18 protein-coding genes and 1 tRNA gene are annotated in these 16763 nt (G+C 64.9%); 10 read left to right on the top strand and 9 right to left on the bottom strand.

Going from position 1 to position 16763, the window contains the following annotated elements:
* Positions 1-48 precede the first annotated feature (48 nt).
* Positions 49-831, top strand: a complete 783-nt coding sequence (locus JQ616_RS05670; protein WP_163159390.1) for an SDR family NAD(P)-dependent oxidoreductase — start codon at positions 49-51, stop codon at positions 829-831.
* Between the two features lie 76 nt (positions 832-907).
* Here JQ616_RS05670 and JQ616_RS05665 read toward each other — a convergent pair whose 3' ends face one another.
* Together JQ616_RS05665 and JQ616_RS05660 are read right to left on the bottom strand one after the other, a co-directional pair.
* On the bottom strand, positions 908-1177 hold the full coding sequence (locus JQ616_RS05665; protein ID WP_212012852.1) for a GlsB/YeaQ/YmgE family stress response membrane protein: 270 nt from the start codon (positions 1175-1177) through the stop codon (positions 908-910).
* Between the two features lie 36 nt (positions 1178-1213).
* Positions 1214-1816, bottom strand: a complete 603-nt coding sequence (locus tag JQ616_RS05660) for a YidB family protein (RefSeq protein ID WP_212012850.1) — start codon at positions 1814-1816, stop codon at positions 1214-1216.
* Between the two features lie 162 nt (positions 1817-1978).
* On the opposite strand from JQ616_RS05660, the gene JQ616_RS05655 reads away from it, so the two are divergent.
* From JQ616_RS05655 to JQ616_RS05645, 3 genes are read left to right on the top strand one after another with little or no spacing between them, the layout of a single operon-like run.
* A complete protein-coding gene (locus JQ616_RS05655; RefSeq protein WP_212012848.1) occupies positions 1979-3001 on the top strand; it encodes a 2-dehydropantoate 2-reductase in 1023 nt (340 codons plus the stop codon).
* On the top strand, positions 2976-3245 hold the full coding sequence (locus tag JQ616_RS05650; RefSeq protein ID WP_249136407.1) for a hypothetical protein: 270 nt from the start codon (positions 2976-2978) through the stop codon (positions 3243-3245). Before JQ616_RS05655 ends, JQ616_RS05650 begins: the two co-directional genes overlap by 26 nt.
* Before the next feature lie 21 nt (positions 3246-3266).
* A complete protein-coding gene (locus JQ616_RS05645) occupies positions 3267-3689 on the top strand; it encodes a CAP domain-containing protein (RefSeq protein ID WP_212012846.1) in 423 nt (140 codons plus the stop codon).
* 21 nt (positions 3690-3710) lie between these two features.
* On the opposite strand, the gene JQ616_RS05640 is transcribed toward JQ616_RS05645, so the two are convergent.
* The 3 genes from JQ616_RS05640 to JQ616_RS05630 all read right to left on the bottom strand — a co-directional run bounded on the left by JQ616_RS05640 (position 3711) and on the right by JQ616_RS05630 (position 6513).
* Positions 3711-4346 (bottom strand): hypothetical protein, encoded by a 636-nt coding sequence (locus JQ616_RS05640; RefSeq protein WP_249136530.1) that lies wholly within the window; start codon positions 4344-4346, stop codon positions 3711-3713.
* Between the two features lie 215 nt (positions 4347-4561).
* Positions 4562-5632: a helix-turn-helix transcriptional regulator gene (locus tag JQ616_RS05635; RefSeq protein WP_212012844.1), complete on the bottom strand. Its 1071-nt coding sequence runs from the start codon at positions 5630-5632 to the stop codon at positions 4562-4564.
* A gap of 230 nt (positions 5633-5862) precedes the next feature.
* Positions 5863-6513 carry a TetR/AcrR family transcriptional regulator gene (locus JQ616_RS05630; protein WP_212012843.1) on the bottom strand — a complete coding sequence of 217 codons (651 nt, stop codon included), beginning with the start codon at positions 6511-6513 and terminating at the stop codon, positions 5863-5865.
* Between the two features lie 85 nt (positions 6514-6598).
* Between JQ616_RS05630 and JQ616_RS05625 the strand changes: the two genes are divergently transcribed.
* The 3 genes from JQ616_RS05625 to JQ616_RS05615 all read left to right on the top strand — a co-directional run bounded on the left by JQ616_RS05625 (position 6599) and on the right by JQ616_RS05615 (position 9273).
* Positions 6599-8104, top strand: coding sequence for a flavin-containing monooxygenase (locus tag JQ616_RS05625; RefSeq protein ID WP_212012842.1), 1506 nt, complete (start codon positions 6599-6601; stop codon positions 8102-8104).
* A 116-nt stretch (positions 8105-8220) separates the two neighbouring features.
* Positions 8221-8297, top strand: a tRNA-Arg gene (locus JQ616_RS05620).
* A 139-nt stretch (positions 8298-8436) separates the two neighbouring features.
* The gene (locus JQ616_RS05615; RefSeq protein ID WP_212012841.1) at positions 8437-9273 is read left to right on the top strand and encodes a tetratricopeptide repeat protein; all 837 of its coding nucleotides are present in this window, start codon (positions 8437-8439) and stop codon (positions 9271-9273) included.
* 246 nt (positions 9274-9519) lie between these two features.
* Here the strand turns inward: JQ616_RS05615 and JQ616_RS05610 are convergent, their stop codons facing one another.
* Complete coding sequence (locus JQ616_RS05610) at positions 9520-10233, bottom strand: hypothetical protein (protein ID WP_349629961.1); 714 nt, start codon at positions 10231-10233, stop codon at positions 9520-9522.
* A 139-nt stretch (positions 10234-10372) separates the two neighbouring features.
* Here JQ616_RS05610 and JQ616_RS05605 point away from each other — a divergent pair, with 139 nt between their 5' ends.
* The gene (locus JQ616_RS05605) at positions 10373-10561 is read left to right on the top strand and encodes a hypothetical protein (RefSeq protein WP_212012836.1); all 189 of its coding nucleotides are present in this window, start codon (positions 10373-10375) and stop codon (positions 10559-10561) included.
* On the top strand, positions 10542-12092 hold the full coding sequence (locus tag JQ616_RS05600; protein ID WP_212012834.1) for an aspartate ammonia-lyase: 1551 nt from the start codon (positions 10542-10544) through the stop codon (positions 12090-12092). Before JQ616_RS05605 ends, JQ616_RS05600 begins: the two co-directional genes overlap by 20 nt.
* Positions 12093-12136: 44 nt before the next feature.
* On the opposite strand, the gene JQ616_RS05595 is transcribed toward JQ616_RS05600, so the two are convergent.
* Positions 12137-13975 (bottom strand): di-heme-cytochrome C peroxidase, encoded by a 1839-nt coding sequence (locus JQ616_RS05595; protein ID WP_212012832.1) that lies wholly within the window; start codon positions 13973-13975, stop codon positions 12137-12139.
* Between the two features lie 260 nt (positions 13976-14235).
* Here JQ616_RS05595 and JQ616_RS05590 point away from each other — a divergent pair, with 260 nt between their 5' ends.
* Complete coding sequence (locus JQ616_RS05590) at positions 14236-14916, top strand: alpha/beta hydrolase family protein (protein WP_212012831.1); 681 nt, start codon at positions 14236-14238, stop codon at positions 14914-14916.
* A 23-nt stretch (positions 14917-14939) separates the two neighbouring features.
* Here the strand turns inward: JQ616_RS05590 and JQ616_RS05585 are convergent, their stop codons facing one another.
* Positions 14940-15719, bottom strand: coding sequence for an SDR family oxidoreductase (locus JQ616_RS05585; protein ID WP_212012830.1), 780 nt, complete (start codon positions 15717-15719; stop codon positions 14940-14942).
* Positions 15720-15759: 40 nt separating this feature from the next.
* Positions 15760-16734 carry a ketopantoate reductase family protein gene (locus JQ616_RS05580; protein ID WP_212012829.1) on the bottom strand — a complete coding sequence of 325 codons (975 nt, stop codon included), beginning with the start codon at positions 16732-16734 and terminating at the stop codon, positions 15760-15762.
* Positions 16735-16763 lie beyond the last annotated feature (29 nt).

Genomic DNA, 16763 nt, shown 5'->3' with positions numbered 1-16763 from the left:
ATGCCACCGCCGGAGATCATCTGGCTCACAACAACAAGGAAAATGCAGATGTCCAAGGATGGTTTGTGCGCGATCGTGACGGGGTCGGCATCGGGACTCGGCGCCGCCACCGCGCAAATCCTCGCCACGCAGGGCGCGCGCCTCATCATCAACTATTCCAACAGCAAGGCGGAAGCCGAAGCGACCGCGGAAGCCTGCCGCAAGCAGGGCGCCGAGGTGCTGGTGGTGCAGGGCGACGTCTCGCGCGATGAGGATTGCAAGAAGATCGCCGCCGCTGCGCAGGGCTGGGGCCGCCTCGACGTGCTGGTCAACAATGCCGGCACCACCAAGCATGTGCCGCATCACGATCTCGACGGCCTGACCGCGGAAGACTTCCAGCGCATCTATGCCGTCAACACCATCGGTCCGTTCCAGATGGTCCGTGCGGCGCGTGCGCTGCTCGAAGCCGGCGCAAAGGCATCCGGCCGTCCCTCGGCGGTGGTCAACGTCTCATCGGTCGCCGGCATTTCCGGCGGCGGTTCGTCGGTCGCCTATGCCGCGAGCAAGGGCGCGCTCAACACCATGACGCAGTCGCTGGCGCGCGCGCTGGCGCCGTTGATCCGCGTCAACACAGTGTGTCCGGGCTATATCGATACGCCCTGGTTCACCAAGGGCCGTGGCGCGGACGGCGCCAAGCAGGTGCGTGATGCCGTGGTGGCGCGGGTGCCGCTGAAGGTCGCCTCGACCGCCGAAGATATCGCCAACCTGGTCTGCTTCCTGGCCAGCCCGGCGTCGAGCAACATGACCGGCGAGTTCGTCCGCATGGACGCCGGCATGCATCTGATTCAGTGATCCGAGCGATTGCAGAAACGAAAATGCCCGGGCCAGGCCCGGGCATTTTGATTTTGAAGCCGCGCCGCCGCTGACTCTATTTGTTTCCGATATCCGGGATCACGCGTGCCGCGACCAGCCGATTCCAGATGAACAACACCACCAGCGCGCCGATCGTGGCGGTGATGAAACCCGCGCCCTGTTCGGGACCGTAATGGCCGATCGCCTGACCGATGAAGGTCGCGAGAAACGCGCCGGCGATGCCGAGCACGGTGGTGAGAATGAAGCCGCTTGGATTATTCGGCCCCGGCGACAGGAATCGCGCGACGATCCCCGCGATAAAGCCGATGATGATGACCCGGATCATGTCTGTCGTCCTCCTGCGATCGAATAAGCGTTGCGGTTAGATCCTGCCGTGCAGCTCGTCGCCGCTCGGCAGCCGGCCGTCCGGCGTCAGATGATTGATCGCGTCGGGCAGATACTGACTCAGGCCCTGCAACAATTGGTCGCGCGACATCCCGCTCTGCGACGCCAGCGAGTCGATCTGGTCAGCGCCGAGCGCGTTGGCGAGATCGCCGGGTGCGATCTGCTTGTTCGGCCCGTTGCCGACCCAGGAATTGGCCGCGTCGCCATGGCCCTTCTGCTGCAATTGATTGAGCAGATCACCGAGGCCGCCGCTGAGCACGCTGCCGGCTGCGCCGCCGGCGAGAAGTCCGCCAAGGCCGCCCTTGAGAAGATCGCCAAGCCCGCCACCGCCTGCGCCGCCGGGCAGGCCCGCGGTGACGTTGCCGGGGAGCTGTGGCGCCTGTGCCGGCGTCGGCTCAGGGGCGCTGGCGCCCGGTTGCCCGCCGGAGAAATGCTTGACCGCCTTCCAGGCCAGCAGCGCCAGGATGGCCATCGTCATCGGCGACATTCCGCCGCCGCTCGAGCTGTCGGATGATGTGCTTGGCGCGCTCGGACCGCGGGGGCCGTTCTGCATGCCGTTGAGTACGTCGAGTAAACCCATGATCGTCTCCTGCCGCAACCGTGCCCCGAGCGGGAAACATAGCTTCGGCCCATGACGGTTACAAGGCGCGCCACCCGGGCCGCGGCACATCGAATAGGCAGGCAACCCCAGGTCTGCTAACGACGTCTGCTGTCGAGCCTTGATGAATGGACGTTTAGCCAGATGAACGCGGATCGGCCAATCGGGATTGCAGGCGCCGGAAGCATTGGCTGCTTCGTTGGCGGTATGCTGGCTGCGTCCGGTCGCCGCGTCGCGCTGCTGGCGCGGCCGCGGCTGATCCAGGAGATCACGGGCAACGGCTTGCGGCTCAGCAGCTTCGACGGCTCGGAACGGATGGTATCCGCCGACCGGCTCATTCTGTCCGACGATCCGTCGATCCTGCGCGACGTCCAGACCGTGCTGGTGACGGTGAAGAGTGCCGACACCGGCGAGATCGCGGAATTGATCGCGCGCCACGCACCCACGGACGCCGCGGTGGTCAGCCTGCAAAATGGCGTCGGCAATGTGCCGCTGCTGCGTGACCGCCTGCCGGGCCGCAAGGTGCTCGGCGGCATGGTGCCGTTCAACGTGGTGGCGCTCGGCGACGGCCGCTTTCATCGTTCGACCTCCGGCGACATCGTGATCGCGCAGGATGATTCCGGCACCGCGGCACGGCTCTCGGCACCTGGCCTTGCGATCAACGCCACGGCCAACATCGATGGCGTGCAGTGGGGCAAGCTGATCGTCAATCTCAACAACGCGCTCAATGCGCTGTCCAACATTCCGCTGCGGCAACAGCTCGCGCTACGCGGCTGGCGACAATTGTTTGCCGATCAGATGGCCGAAGGCCTGGCCGCGGTGCGCGCCGAAGGCATCGCGCCGGTGTCGCCGACGCCGTTGCCGTCGAGCTGGATGCCGACATTGTTGCGGCTGCCGGACGCGCTGTTCGACATGCTGCTCGGCCGCACCATGAAGATCGATCCCGAAGCACGCTCCTCGATGTGGGAAGATCTGCAGCGCGGTCGTCGCACCGAGATCGACTACCTGCAGGGCGTGATTGTTGCGATCGCGGATCGCCGCGGCCTTCAGGCGCCATTGTCGCGCCGGATCATCGCGCTGATCCGGAAGGCGGAGGCCGACGGCAAGGGATCGCCGGGGCTGACGCCGGAGCAGATTCGCGATGGCGATGACCAAGGGCGCCGATGATCGTCCGCCGAATTTGAACAACCAAGGAGGTGACATCATGAAACGATCTTGCATCATGTTGCTCACGCTCGTTGCGCTGGGCTGCGGCCCGGCTCACGCGGCGCCGCCCACCGTCACGCCATCGCCGGGCTATGATGCGCGGTTGCGGGAGCAGCGCGCGGCCGCCGCGGCAGCGAGCCGATCAGCCATGCCTGTGCACAAGCCGGTCGTGCACCGACACCACAGGCGCGATCGCGCGCGCTGATCCACTGGAGAGAAGACTCAAATGAAGCCGCTCGTTCTCGTGCTCATCTTCGTGCTCGGCATCACCACGACGGCCAGCGCCGCCGACTATGCCGGTTCGATCAGTGCGTACCGGCGCGCCAACCGCATGCCCGCGGTGACGCTTGACGCGAAACTGAATGCGATGGCGCTGAAGCAGGCGCAGGCGATGTCTGCGACCGGCTCGGTCAGCCATTCCGCGGGCGGCAGCTTCTTTACGCGCATCGCGCCGCTCAAGAAGCAACGCGCCGCCGAGAATATCGGTGCCGGCTTCATCGCCTTCGCCGAGATGCTGAAGCAGTGGGAGAACTCGCCGGGCCATCGCGAGAATCTGCTGATGCCGGGCGCCAAGCGCGTCGGCGTCGCCTTCGTCGACAATCCGAAGTCGCCGTACCGCAGGTTCTGGGCGATGGTGATAACCGACTGATGCTGTCCTGACGCTATGACGTCAGTTGCGCTTGGCGAGCTTGGTCGGCGGCGACGGCGACGCCGGCGTGAACAGCTTCTTGAGATCGTTCAGCCCGTCGGAGAGCCGCGGCCAATCGCAGGAGAACGTGCCCTTCACGCAACCGCGTGTCCGCGGCCGCGCCTCCGGAAGCGGGACGGCAGCGACCCGCGGCTTGGTCGGTCTTGCGACCGGCACGGGGACTTTCGCAGGCTCGCTCTGCAGTGATGCCTGCTGAATCGGCGGTTGCTGCTTTTCCTGCCGCTCCAGCTGTTTGGCGTTGAACGCCGCGACGATGCTCGAGCGGCGCTCCTTCTCGAGATAGCCGGTATATTCCTGGTCGATCTTCTTCTGCTCGTCCGGCGTCGGATTGGGGCCGGCGATGTCGAAGCTGCGGTCCTGCATGAAATCGTAATAGGTGTAGCCGCCGCCTGGCTTGCGGCGTCCGGCAAACTTGGCGTTGCAATCGGCAAGTTGCGCGGTCTTGTCTTCCTTGGTCTTGGCCTTCTCGGCGAGGTCGGCGCAATCCTCGAAATCCTTCGGAGCGCTGCGCCACCATTGCGCGTGCGCGCTCGTCGTCGCCAGCGCGCAGGCAGCAACGAAAACGGCAACAGCCAACGTCGATGATCGTGATGGCATCACGGACATTGCAACCAAATCCGAACGACACAGAGTAAGCAGATTGTCGCCATTTTGGTGACGCTTGTCACCCCGGGAACCCGACGATTTTGCGCGCCTGTGGACTGCCGTGCAAGCCGCTGTGTCTGATGGAACACAGTCGCGCGGTATTGGAATAACTAAAGAATTCCGATCCGAAGCCGCACGGAACATCAAAACAATTCGACTTGAATCGTTCACTTCACCCGGTGCAGCAATGCGACCAGTTCCGCCTGCCGATGCGTGCCCGTCTTCTGGAAGATGGTCTTGAGCTGATTGCGCGCGGTGGCAAGGGCAATGCCGGCTTCCTGCGCAGCCGCTTCGACTGAATCGCCGCGCGCGAGCCGCGTCGCGAGCCGCGCCTGTGCCGGCGTCAGCTCGAACGTCGCCGCCAGCAGCGCCTGGTCGAACGCGGGGCTGCCTTCGAGATCGCGGATCAGGAGGATGGCGCGCGCGCCCAGGAACGGCGAGCGCGCGGCGGGAGGCACCGGCTGCATCTGGATCACGATCGGCCGCTTGTCGATCCTGCGCACCACGATCGGCGACGACGGCAGCGGATGCAGGTCCGAGCTGTGGGCCAGCTGATCGATCAGCCTGGTCAGATCGGCATTGGCCTGCCGGTCGAGCAGGGTGAGGCGGTTGTTGCGGATCGCAAGGTCATGGCCGAGGCAAGCTTCCGCCTGGCCGTTCATGCCGATGATGACGCCGAAGCGGCCGACGGCAATCGCGGCGATCTGGATCAGGTCGAGCGCACTGGTGATGCCGGACAATGCGGAACGGCCGACGACGGCGGAGAGCGTCGCCGCTTCGGTCAGCCGTGCAGACACCCGCGAGAGCGCCTTGACCTCGTCTGCGTCGAACATGCCTTCCTTCGGCGTGCGCTGGATGGTCAGTCCCCACAACGCCGGGCCGGAGCGGAAGCCGATGGCGGCAAACCATTTCAATCCGAACTCGCCTAGCGAAGCGTAGAGCGGATCGCGCAACATGTCGGTCTCGGACGCGAACAGGTCCGCGTCGGTGATGACGTTGGTGCCGGAGAGGATCAGCGGTACGCCGCGTGCCGCACGGATGTCGGACAAATGCAGATTATTGGGGAAGTAGGTCTTGGTGAAATAGTCGGTGATCGATTCCGTGCGCGGAATGTCTTCGGTGCGGATGTCGCTCTGAAGCATCGCAGCCCCGGTCGCGCCAACGGCAGCGCAGACCTCGTCCATGAAGGACGGCCAGGTCGTCGGATCGAGCACCACGTCGCCAAGGCGCGCGGTCACATCGTCAAGCCTGTGCAGGTCGACCAAAGGTTCAGCTCCGCCCTATGCAGAGTTCGGTTGTTTCGTAAGGCGAAACAGGTCGCTCCTGCTTCCGCCCGGTACCGGGCATAAGAAAACCCGGGCCGACCGACATGCAAGTGAAATCGATCACATGCCGACAGGGCGGACTAACAAACTCTGGCGAAACATGATCGAAAATCGGCGGATTGGCCGCCCGCGCGACCCGGCGTCTAGGTTGATCGCAAATCCTGGCGGCGATCGGCCTCGGCCAGTGCCACGCGGCAGAAGCTGGCCGCGATTGCGACGACGTCCTCGACCGGTTGCGGGTATTGCTTCGACACCCAGCGCAGCGCGATCGAGATCACGGCACCGACCATGCCGATCGAAAGCAGCGTGGCCGTGGCGGCTTTGTCGCCGCCTTTCAGGTCGCGTGCCGGTGGTACCAGGATGTCGCTGAAGACGCGCAAGGCGTCGAGCTTGACGGCATCGACCGCCGGACTGATGCCGGATATCTCCAGCAGGAAGACCCGCGCGGGCTTCGGGTGCTGCTTCAGCCGCGTGAAATACAGCGTCAGCGCAGCGCGTAGCCTTGCCTCAGGATCGTTGCCGCCTGTCGCGGCGGCAGCCGTCATTTCGTCATGGAGGTGGCCGACGACATGGTTGTAGGCCGCGATCAGCAACGCCTCGCTGTTGGCGAAGGATTCGTAGAAATAGCGCTCGGTCAGTTCCGCCGCCTCGCAGATCGCCTTCACGGTCGCGCCGCGATAACCGACCTCGCCATAGACCTCGATCGCCGCATCGATCAGCTTCAGCCGTCGCTCGGCGCGGCGTTCCTCGGCGTCCATACCGCCATAGAGGCGGGCTTTCGGGCTGCTTGCCATGGAAAGTGTATTGACACGAGCCATTGTCAGATGTCAAGGTATCTGACAATACAGATTGTCAATACTGTCACCGGAGGATCAGGGCATGTCCGCTCATTTCGACGTGTTGATCGTGGGCGCGGGGTTGTCGGGCATCGGCGCCGGCTATCATTTGCAGGCCAACTGCCCGGACCGCAGCTACGCCATTCTTGAAGGCCGCGATTGCATCGGCGGCACCTGGGATCTGTTCCGTTATCCCGGCATCCGCTCCGACTCCGACATGTACACGCTCGGCTATTCGTTCCGGCCGTGGACCGAGCCGAAGGCGATTGCCGACGGTCCCTCGATCCTGAACTATGTGCGCGAGACCGCGCGCGTCTATGGCATCGACAAGAACATCCGCTTCAACCATCGCGTCGTGCGCGCCGACTGGTCGTCGGCGGATTCGCAATGGACGGTCGAGGTCGAGCGCGGGCCGGAGAAGACGATCGAGCGCTTCACCTGCAGCTTCCTGTTCATGTGCAGCGGCTACTACAAATACGAGCACGGCTACACGCCCGACTTCGCCGGCATCGCCGATTTCGCCGGCCGCGTCGTCCATCCGCAGAAATGGACCGAAGACATCGACTACGCCGGCAAGAAAGTGGTGGTGATCGGCAGCGGCGCGACCGCGGTGACGCTGGTGCCGGAAATGGCCAAGACCGCCGCCCACGTCACGATGCTGCAGCGCTCGCCGACCTATGTCGTGGCGCGGCCCGACGAGGACAAGGTTGCCAACTGGCTGCGGGCGCGGCTGCCCGCAAAACTCGCATACGGTCTCACCCGCTGGAAGAACGTGCTGTTCGGCATGTATTTCTACCGGCTCTGCAAGCGCGATCCGGAACGGGTGAAGAAGCTGATCCTGGGCGGCGTGCGCCACGCGCTCGGCCCCGACTACGACGTCGCCACCCATTTCACGCCGCGCTACAATCCATGGGACCAGCGGCTCTGTCTGGTGCCGAACGGGGATCTCTTTCAATCCTTGCGCAGTGGCGCCTCGTCTGTCGTTACCGACCAGATCGAGACCTTCACGCGTGGGGGCATCAAGCTCAAGAGCGGCAATGTGCTCGACGCCGACGTCGTGGTGACCGCGACCGGCCTCGATCTGCAGGTGCTCGGCGGGCTCGAGATCAAGGTCGACGGCGCGCCGGTCGATCTGTCGCAGACCATGAACTACAAGGGGCTGATGTATTCCGGCGTGCCGAACCTCGCCGCCGCCTTCGGCTATACCAATGCGTCCTGGACGCTGAAATGCGACCTGACCTGCGAATATGTCTGCCGCGTGCTCAACCACATGAAGACGAACGGCTACGCCCAAGTCACGCCGCGGCGGAACGCTCCTGATGTCACCGAACTGCCCTGGGTGGATTTCTCGTCGGGCTATATCCAGCGTGCGGCGGCCAGGTTCCCCAAACAGGGCTCGCGCCGGCCGTGGCGGCTCTACCAGAACTATGCGCTCGACATCATGACGCTGCGCTTCGGCTCACTGAAGGACGAGGCGATCGAGTTTCTGCCGGCGCAGCGGGCGAGTGCGGCGAAGACTGCCTCGAACACGGCCCGGCAGGTGGCGTAGCGCGCGAAGCACCGAAACTCCGAGCAACATGGCGTGCGCCCAATGTGGCGCGGGCTGGCGATCAGGCGTCGCCTCTGCTATGGGATGGCACCCCGCATGCTTCGTCGCGGGTTCGCGGTCCCGTAGCTCAGCCGGATAGAGCGACGGTTTCCTAAACCGTAGGTCGGAAGTTCGAGTCTTCCCGGGATCGCCAATCTGCTGATCGCAATAGGCCCTGCGAATACCGCCATTTCCCACGAGGCCAGGTTCCGGCGGGTGCGTTGGCGAGTTTCGCTGGACGCTCGGTCGGCGGCGGTGATAACGGCTGAGACAATGTTCTCGTGACGGACCGCATGCCGAAACCTCCGCCTCCTTCCCATCGCGGGCCCAGCCCGTCCCCGGTCCTGCAACGCGCCATCGTCGCATTGCAGATGGGACAGATCGTCGAAGCCGAGCGGCTGGCGGCGGAGGTCTTGAAGGCAAACCGCAACGACGTCGGCGCGGCCTCGATCCTGGCCCGGGCGCTGATGATCCAGAACCGCAACGAGGAGGCGATCGCGCCACTCGAGCGCGCCACGCGCCGCGTCGAGGATCCCGGCCTCGAAACCCTGCTCGGCGCGGCGCTCGGCGGCGTCGGTCGCCAGAGCGAGGCGATCGATCTGTTGCGGCGAACCACCGCGCGGCGGCCACCGTATCTGCCCGCATTTCAGGCGCTGGCCGGGCAATTGCACGCAGCCGGCCGCATCGACGAGGCGGTTGCCGTGCTTGAGAGCGCGCTGGCTCTGGCGCCCGGGAGCCTCGAATTCCAGCTCTTGCTCGCGCAACTCTTGCCTCAGCGCAATGAGCGCGGCCGCGCGCGCGCGATGCTGGAGAAGTTGCGCGCGGCGGCGCCGGGACATCCCGACGTTCTGGCCGCGCTCGCGCGTGTGTTGCTGCTCGACGGCGAATATGCCGCGGCGGCGGATCTCTACCGTCAGGTGGTGGCGCAGCGCCCTGACGACCCGCTGACGCGTCTCAGCTTTTCCGCCAGTCTTCTGGAAATGGGCGACCGCGACGCCGGCGAAGCCAATCTGCGTCTGGCGATGCGCGGCCGGCCGCAAATGATCGGCCGCACCACGGCCGCGCTGATCATGTCATCGCATGGCCGCTTCTTCTTCCGTCGCAGCGGGTTTGCGAAGTTTCTGAGCTAGGCGGGTCGAACTGCGCGAGAACGCTAGTTCATGATCACCGGCCGCGCCCCAAAACTCGCCGTCGTCCCGGCGAAGGCCGGGACCCATAACCACGACTGCCAGTTGTCTTGCGACGCTGGGACGACGAGTCCCTTCAACAAGGTCCGCTGCGGCGTATGGGTCCCGGCTTTCGCCGGGACGACGAGTGGATAGAGTCTGGTCTCCACCAACACCCGCCATCGCCTCGCAACGCCGTCTCGCGCGCGCCTAGCTCCGAAACTGGCGGCGATAGACGCCGGGCTCGCGGGCCATCCTGTTGGACAGTTCCTGGGCACGCGACGTTTCATCCGGCGTCATCGCCGAGGTCTGCGCGACCCAGTTTTCGCGCTTCACCGGGAAGCATTGCGCAACCGGCGTGCCCTTGGGCAGGACGCCGCTGAACTTGGTGTCGTGCCAGTGCGCCGGGAAATGAACCCAGCTGTCGTGAAACAGGTCGCAGTCGACCATGCCGGTCAGCGTGGTGAACGGCAGGTCGAACCGATTGACCGGATGGGTGAAGTACAGCGAGTAGCCCGGCGGCGCCTCGATGGTCCACAGGTTGACGAACTTGATGAGGAGGCGGTCAGCCTCGAACAGCGGCGAGCCGATCACCTGGCTTTCGTCGTGGAATCCGACCGGCGAGCGCGGGAATTCCAGTGCGCCTCCGGACGGAAGATCGTTGTCCCAAGTGATCTCGCCGTTCTCGACCTTGAGGTCGCAGACCAGCGGCATCAGGAAACCTGATGTCATCGCATCGACGAATGGCGGGCAGCGCTTGACGGTATCCTCTTCGCGATTGCTCATCGTGTTGAAGGCCTGCGTCGGCATCGCCTTGAGCCATCCGGGAAGACCCAATGACGCCGGCACCGGCGGCGGAATCTTGCCCTCGAGCTCCGCCGGGCAACGGAATTTGATGGCTATCGCTTCGTTGTTGTTGGACACGGCTTGGCCCTTGGTTCGTTCGATGTCGCAGCGCATGTGCGCCAGTTGATGTTGATCTAGCACGCGATGACGGGGTGGAGAAAGCAGCCGCAGCCGTCGCCGGGTGAACCGCGGCATCGAGCTATAAGCTGTTGTTATCATGACAGATAAGGCAAGGCGCTCGACCGCCGGCTCGGCGCTGCTTTTTCGCCTCGTTCGGTTCGCCGGTGTGCAAGACTTTGCCGACAGGCATTGGCTTTCGATGCCGGTCGGGCGCATCATGGCTGGCGTCGCTGACGACATGGTTGCAGCAGGTAACGGAGGGATCGATGGCCGAATCGAAGGTTGAAACCGCCACCACCGCAGGCACTGCGCCACCTTCCGGCGACAGCGGCGGCGTCAGCGAGCTTGCGATCGCGACCGTCCGTACCGTGCCGATCGAGCAGGCGCAGTCGCGCACCGAGCACGATCTGCTCGGCGAGGACGATGTGCCGGCCAACGCGCTGTGGGGCATCCACACCAAGCGCGCGGTTATGAATTTTCCGATCACGGGCGTACCGGTCGGCCACTTCCCGGAATTCGTCCGCGCGCTGGCGCTGGTGAAGCAGGCGGCCGCGCGCGCCAACAAGCGCCTCGGCTATCTCGCGCCGGAAAAGGCCGATGCGATCGACAAGGCATGCACCCGGGTCGCGACCGACAAGGTCTATGCCGAGTCCTTCGTCGTCGACGCGATCCAGGGCGGCGCCGGCACTTCGACCAACATGAATGCCAACGAGGTGATCGCCAACGTCGCGCTCAAGCTGATGGGCAAGAAGCCCGGCGATTATCACACGCTGCATCCGAACGACGACGTCAACATGGCGCAGTCGACCAACGATGCCTATCCGACCGCATTGCGGCTCGCGGTGATCTTCGCCACCCAGCCGCTGGTGCGCGCGCTCGACGATCTCGCCTATGCCTTCAAGGGCAAGGCGGTGGAGTTTGCCGACGTCCTGAAGATGGGCCGCACCCAGCTGCAGGATGCGGTTCCGATGACCCTCGGCCAGGAGTTCGACGCCTTCCACGCCACCGTGAAGGAAGACGTCGCGCGGCTGAACGAGATATCCAGCCTGTTCCGCGAGGTCAATCTCGGGGCGACTGCGATCGGCACCGGCATCAATGCCGATCCGCGCTATGCCGCGCTTGCGGTCGAGGAATTGTCGCGGCTGTCGGGTCAGCCAATGGTGCTGGCCTCGAACCTGATCGAGGCGACCTCCGACCTCGGAGCCTTCGTGCTGTTCTCGGGCGTGCTGAAGCGCGTCGCGGTGAAGGTGTCGAAGATCTGCAACGACCTGCGGCTGCTGTCGTCGGGGCCGCGCACCGGCATCGGCGAAATCCGCCTGCCGGCGGTGCAGGCCGGCTCGTCGATCATGCCCGGCAAGGTCAATCCTGTGATTCCCGAGGTGGTCAACCAGGTCGCCTTCCTGGTGATCGGGCACGACCTCACAGTGACGATGTGCGCCGAAGGCGGCCAATTGCAGCTCAATGCGTTCGAGCCGACCATCGGCTATTGCGTGTTGAGTTCGCTGCGCATGCTGACGGCGGCGATCGATACGCTGACCAAGCGCTGCGTCGACGGCATCGAGGCCGATCGCGAGCGTTGCCGCAGCCTGGTGCAGGGCTCGATCGGCCTGATCACGGCGCTGGCGCCGGCGCTCGGCTATGAGGCCTCATCGCGCGTGGCGCGCCGCGCGCTGAAGGAGAACCGCTCGGTGGCCGACATCGTGCTGGAGGAGAAGCTTCTGACCGAGGAGCAGCTCAACCAGCTGCTCGAGCTGGAAGCGATGACCCGCCCTGCACGCCGGCAGCCGGTGCCGAAGCTGAGCACGCCGAAGGAATAACCGGACCTCCACCGCAAGCGGGGAGGTCTGGCTGCCAACCGATGTCAGAGCGTCTTGATGAATTCGATCAGGGCGCGGCGCTCGTCTTCCTCGAGCTTCGGTCCGATTACACCGGTGCCCTTCTCGTTCGAGAATTCGTGTCCGGTATTGCTGTTGCCGCGCTTTGAGGTGTCGAGCGCGAAGACGTTCTTGATCTTGCCGTCCGAGACGTAGCCGAGGTTCTTCGGGTCATACTCTCGGCTGCCGAGATAGACGATCGGGGGACGCTCCTTCACCGGCGACAGCAGCGCGTAGATGGTCGGGACCGATCCGTTGTGCAGATAGGGCGGGGTCGCCCAGATGCCGTTGAGCGGCCGGACCTTGTAGGCGAGCGGCGCCTGGATCTCGTTCGGCCGGTAGCCGTTGATGCGCTTGCGATCTTCCGGCGGGGTGTTGTTCTGGTCGTACCAGTAGTCGACCGTCTTCTCGACCAGTTCGCCGAGCGCCGGCCCGAAGCTGCCGCTCTTGATCTTCAGATTGGCGGGGGTCTCGACCGTGCGGCTCCTGAGGCCTTCGGCCTGTGCACTGTCGGTGCCGATATGGCTGATCGGAATCAACTCGACGTTCAGAATCCGCTTGCCGGCGTCGTTCTTGATCCAGCGTTTGTCGTCCTCGAACAATGCGTAGGCTTCGTCCTGCGGCAGCGCCTTGCTGTTGATCGCCGGGCCGTGACAGCCCTCACAATGCTTCTTGTAGAGTTTGCCGCCCTCTATCGCGAGAGGCATGTTGATCTGCCCCAGGATGTTCTCCGGCCATTTCGGCGATGCCAGGCCGTCAAAGCCCTTCGTCTTGCTCGGCTCGTCCTTGCCGGCGATCATCTGCTCCATCTCGTACAGCGTCTCGATCTGCGCGCTCGATTTGAACAGGCCCTTGGACTCATCGAGCAGATTGAGCTCGGCGCTGACGCCGAGCGCCTCGCCGGCATTGCGGACCATCGGCTGCATGATCGAGCCGTCATATTGCACCCAGCTGAACCACGGCGCGTTCCAGATCCGCGGGAAATGCACCGGTGCCGAATGCGAGGCATAGTTGTTCGGATTGTTCAGGTCGATCGAGAACACCTGGTTGCCGATCCGGTTCAGCGCGTCGAGCCGTGCGTAGCCTTCCTCGACGCTGTTGGCGGCGACCTTGGTCTCCAGGGCGTTGATGTTGGCATATTGCTTCAGTACGAGATCGAGCTGGCCACGCAACGCCATGCGTTCGTCGACGCTGGCCTCCTTGCCGAGGATCTCGTCGGCAAAGCGCGCAAAGCGGCCCGGCCAGAACCGGGTCAGCAGCAACGACAGGCCGACGCTCTTCTGGAATTCGAACAGATTGGTGTTGGCCGGTCCGCCGTCGATCACGATCTCGGTGCCGCGATAGCTGAAACTTCCGGTGTGGCAGGCGGCGCAGGTCAGCCCGACCCCGAGCATATCTTCCTTTGTGTGCGGGTTGCGCCAGGGTGCGCCGTTGGCATCGGCCATCGGAGAGCTCGGCGCGAAGCCGATCGGCAGCGCATCCGGGTTGCCTGGAATCACGGTGTCGGCAATGAAGCCGAAGCGGCCGAGATAATTGGTCTCGCTGAGCCGCGGTGCCGCGCTGAACGGCGGCCATACCGTCGGCTGCTCCAGCGCCGTGAACCATTTCAGGGGGATACCGAAGGTCCGCGTGCCCTGGTCGGCGTGATAGAACCAGCGCAGCCGTGCGGCGGTGACATTCTGGTCGAGCCACACCGTCTTTGCCGGCGGCTGGTAGTCGACGACCTTGACGTGGAAGCCGCTCGCCGCCGTCTCGATATCATCCTTGAAGTAGAGGAGGCCGGCGACAATCAACAGTCCGATGAAAAAGATCGTCTTGCGAGGCATGCCCGTCCCCCGATTCGCGGTACCCGCGCGTGATATGGATGAGATATTAAAATTCGCCGAAACAGGTTCGCGCTAAGCGTGTAGTGCGCTGCGTACCATCCTACAGTAGCGACGCTTGGTCTACCAACGGAAATGTTGCCAAAGAAATGTTGATCGGCTGTGAGCCAGTTCACTTGCGGCGTCGCGACGGTGGCGACATTTGCGCGCATCGAGGCCTGCGGCTAGAAATGCCCGGAGCAACAATTCTTCGAGATGTCATCTTGAACGCGTCAGGTGCACAGCCGCTCTCGATCGCCGTCGCGGACGACAGCACGGTGTCCGCGCTGCTGCTGCGCCCGGCGCAGGCACGCGCGGCCTACGTGTTTGCGCATGGCGCCGGGGCCGGCATGACGCATGCGTCGATGGCCATGATCGCGGAGGGCCTGGCGGAGCGCGGCATCGCGACGCTGCGCTATCAGTTTCCCTACATGGAGAAGGCCAGCAAGCGGCCCGATCCGCCCGCCGTCGCGCAGGCGACGGTGCGGGCTGCGGTGGCCGAAGCCGGGCGGCGTTGCGGCGAACTGCCGCTGTTCGCCGGCGGCAAGTCGTTCGGTGGACGCATGACCTCGCAGGCGCAGGCCAAAGCGCCGCTCGAAGGCGTGCGCGGGCTGGTGTTCCTCGGCTTCCCGCTGCATCCCGCCGGCAAGCCGTCGAACGAGCGAGCCAAGCATCTTGCCGAGGTCAAGATTCCCTTGCTGTTCCTGCAAGGCACCCGCGACGCGCTGGCCGAGCTCGACCTGCTCCAGCCCGTGGTGAAGGGGCTGGGTAGCCGTGCGACACTGCATCTGGTCAAGGAGGCAGATCACTCCTTCCACGTCCTCAAGCGCTCCGGCCGCACCGACCGCGAGGTGATGGCCGAGGTGCTCGATGCCTTCGCGAGCTGGGTCGCGGAGCATTCGTGAGGCTGTAGCCCGGATGCGTTAGGTCAAGTTGGAGCACCGCCATAGATGCGATCGCGCAGGCGGCGCATGCCGGACAGCCAGCGGTCGCGATTGGCGGCCTTGCGCTGCATGTAGTCCTGCACCTGCGGATGCGAGAGAATCAGGAAGCGTTCCTCGGCCATCGCCTCGATCACCATGCGCGCGACCTCGCCCGGCTGCAGCACGCCGTCGACCCGCGCCGCGCTCGGGCCCGGCGTCGTCATGCCGGTCTGCACCGACTGCGGACAGAGCACGGAAACGCGGATGCCGCGATCGCCATATTGGATGGCGAGATGTTCGGCGAGCGCGATCGCAGCGTTCTTGGTGACGCCGTAAGGCATCGAGTTCAGCGAGGCCAACAGCCCCGCGGCCGACGCGGTGTTGATGAGATAGCCGGAGCCGCGCGCCAGCATGCCGGGCACGAGCGCGCGCGCCGCGAACACGTGGCTCATCACATGCACGCGCCAGCTCACATCCCAATCGGCATCGGAGGCCGCTTCCTGTCCCTTGCGCGACAGCCCGGCGTTGGAGAAGAACACGTCGACCGGGCCGTATTTGTCCTCGGCCGCAGCGATCAGCGCCTTGATGTCCTCTTCGAGCCCGACATCGGCGGTGACCGCGAGGCCGTCGATGTCGCCGGCGACGCTGGCGAGCCGGTCGCGCGAGGTCTTGAGATCGGCGACCACGACGCCGCGCGCGCCGGCCTCCGCATAGGCCCGTGCGACCGCTTCACCGATTCCGCTGGCGCCGCCGGTGACGACGCAGACCTTGTCCTTGACGTGCATGGTTCGATATCCCTGCTTGTTATCGTGGCGGGGCGGATTGTCAGCCCTGGTACAGTCCCTTGTCACGCGCCTTCTGGATCGCGAGCGCGGCCATCAGGTCGAGCATCGGGGTCGGAAGGCCGGCTGCGCGCGCAAACGCCGCCGGTGCGCGCACCAGGACGTCGATCTCCATCGCGCGGCCAAGTTCGTAATCTTGCAGGATCGACGGCTTGTGGTCCGGTGCCGGCCCGCTTCGACTGACGCGCTTGACCTCGGGAATGTAGTGCGTCGCCACCGCATTGGCCTCCTCGAGCAGGCGCGGGATCACGTCCTGCATGTCAGGATCGTCGCGGACGCCGCGTGCGGTCAGCCCGGTCAACAGGCAGAGCACCGACATCGACATGTTAGTCAGCAGTTTCGACCAGATCGTCTCGCGGATCTGTTTGACCTCAGGCGATTCGATCGCGGCGTCGTTGAGCGCCGCGCGCAGCCTGGCGATGCACTCGCTCTGACGATCGTCGCATTCGCCGATCAAGAGGCGGTTGCGGTCCGGCGACAGGTTCGCCACCACGCCGGGCGCGATCACCTCATTGGAGGAAAAGATCACGCCGCCGATGATCCGCTCCTGCGGGACAGCGCCGCGCAGCCGTCCGCCGGGATCGAGGAAGCCGAGATCGGGGATCGCGGGATGCTGCGGCGGCAGGCCGAGACCGTACCACCAGGGAATGCCGTTTTGCGCGAACACGACCATCGTGTCGCGCTGAAGCAGCGGCGGCAGCCCGGTCGCGAGTGCGCCAATGCCGGTCGCCTTCAGCGTGCTGATGACGACGTCCTGCGGCCCCAGCCCGGCGGGATCGGCCGAAGCCTTCACGCTGACGGTGACGCTGCTGTCGCCGACCCTCAGCGTCAGCCCGTTGGCCTCGACCGCGTCGAGATGCGGCCCGCGCATCACGCAGGAGACATCGTGGCCGGCGCGCGCCAGCCGGACCGCGAAGTGGCTGCCGACGGCGCCCGCGCCGAAAATACAAATGCGCATCAGTGGAACTGGTCCTTGCAACGTTCCGC

It is taken from the genome of Bradyrhizobium tropiciagri (assembly GCF_018130545.1).
Taxonomy (GTDB): domain Bacteria; phylum Pseudomonadota; class Alphaproteobacteria; order Rhizobiales; family Xanthobacteraceae; genus Bradyrhizobium; species Bradyrhizobium tropiciagri_A.
Note: the sequence above shows the minus strand (reverse complement) of the source record. Positions and strands in the feature narration are given on the sequence as shown.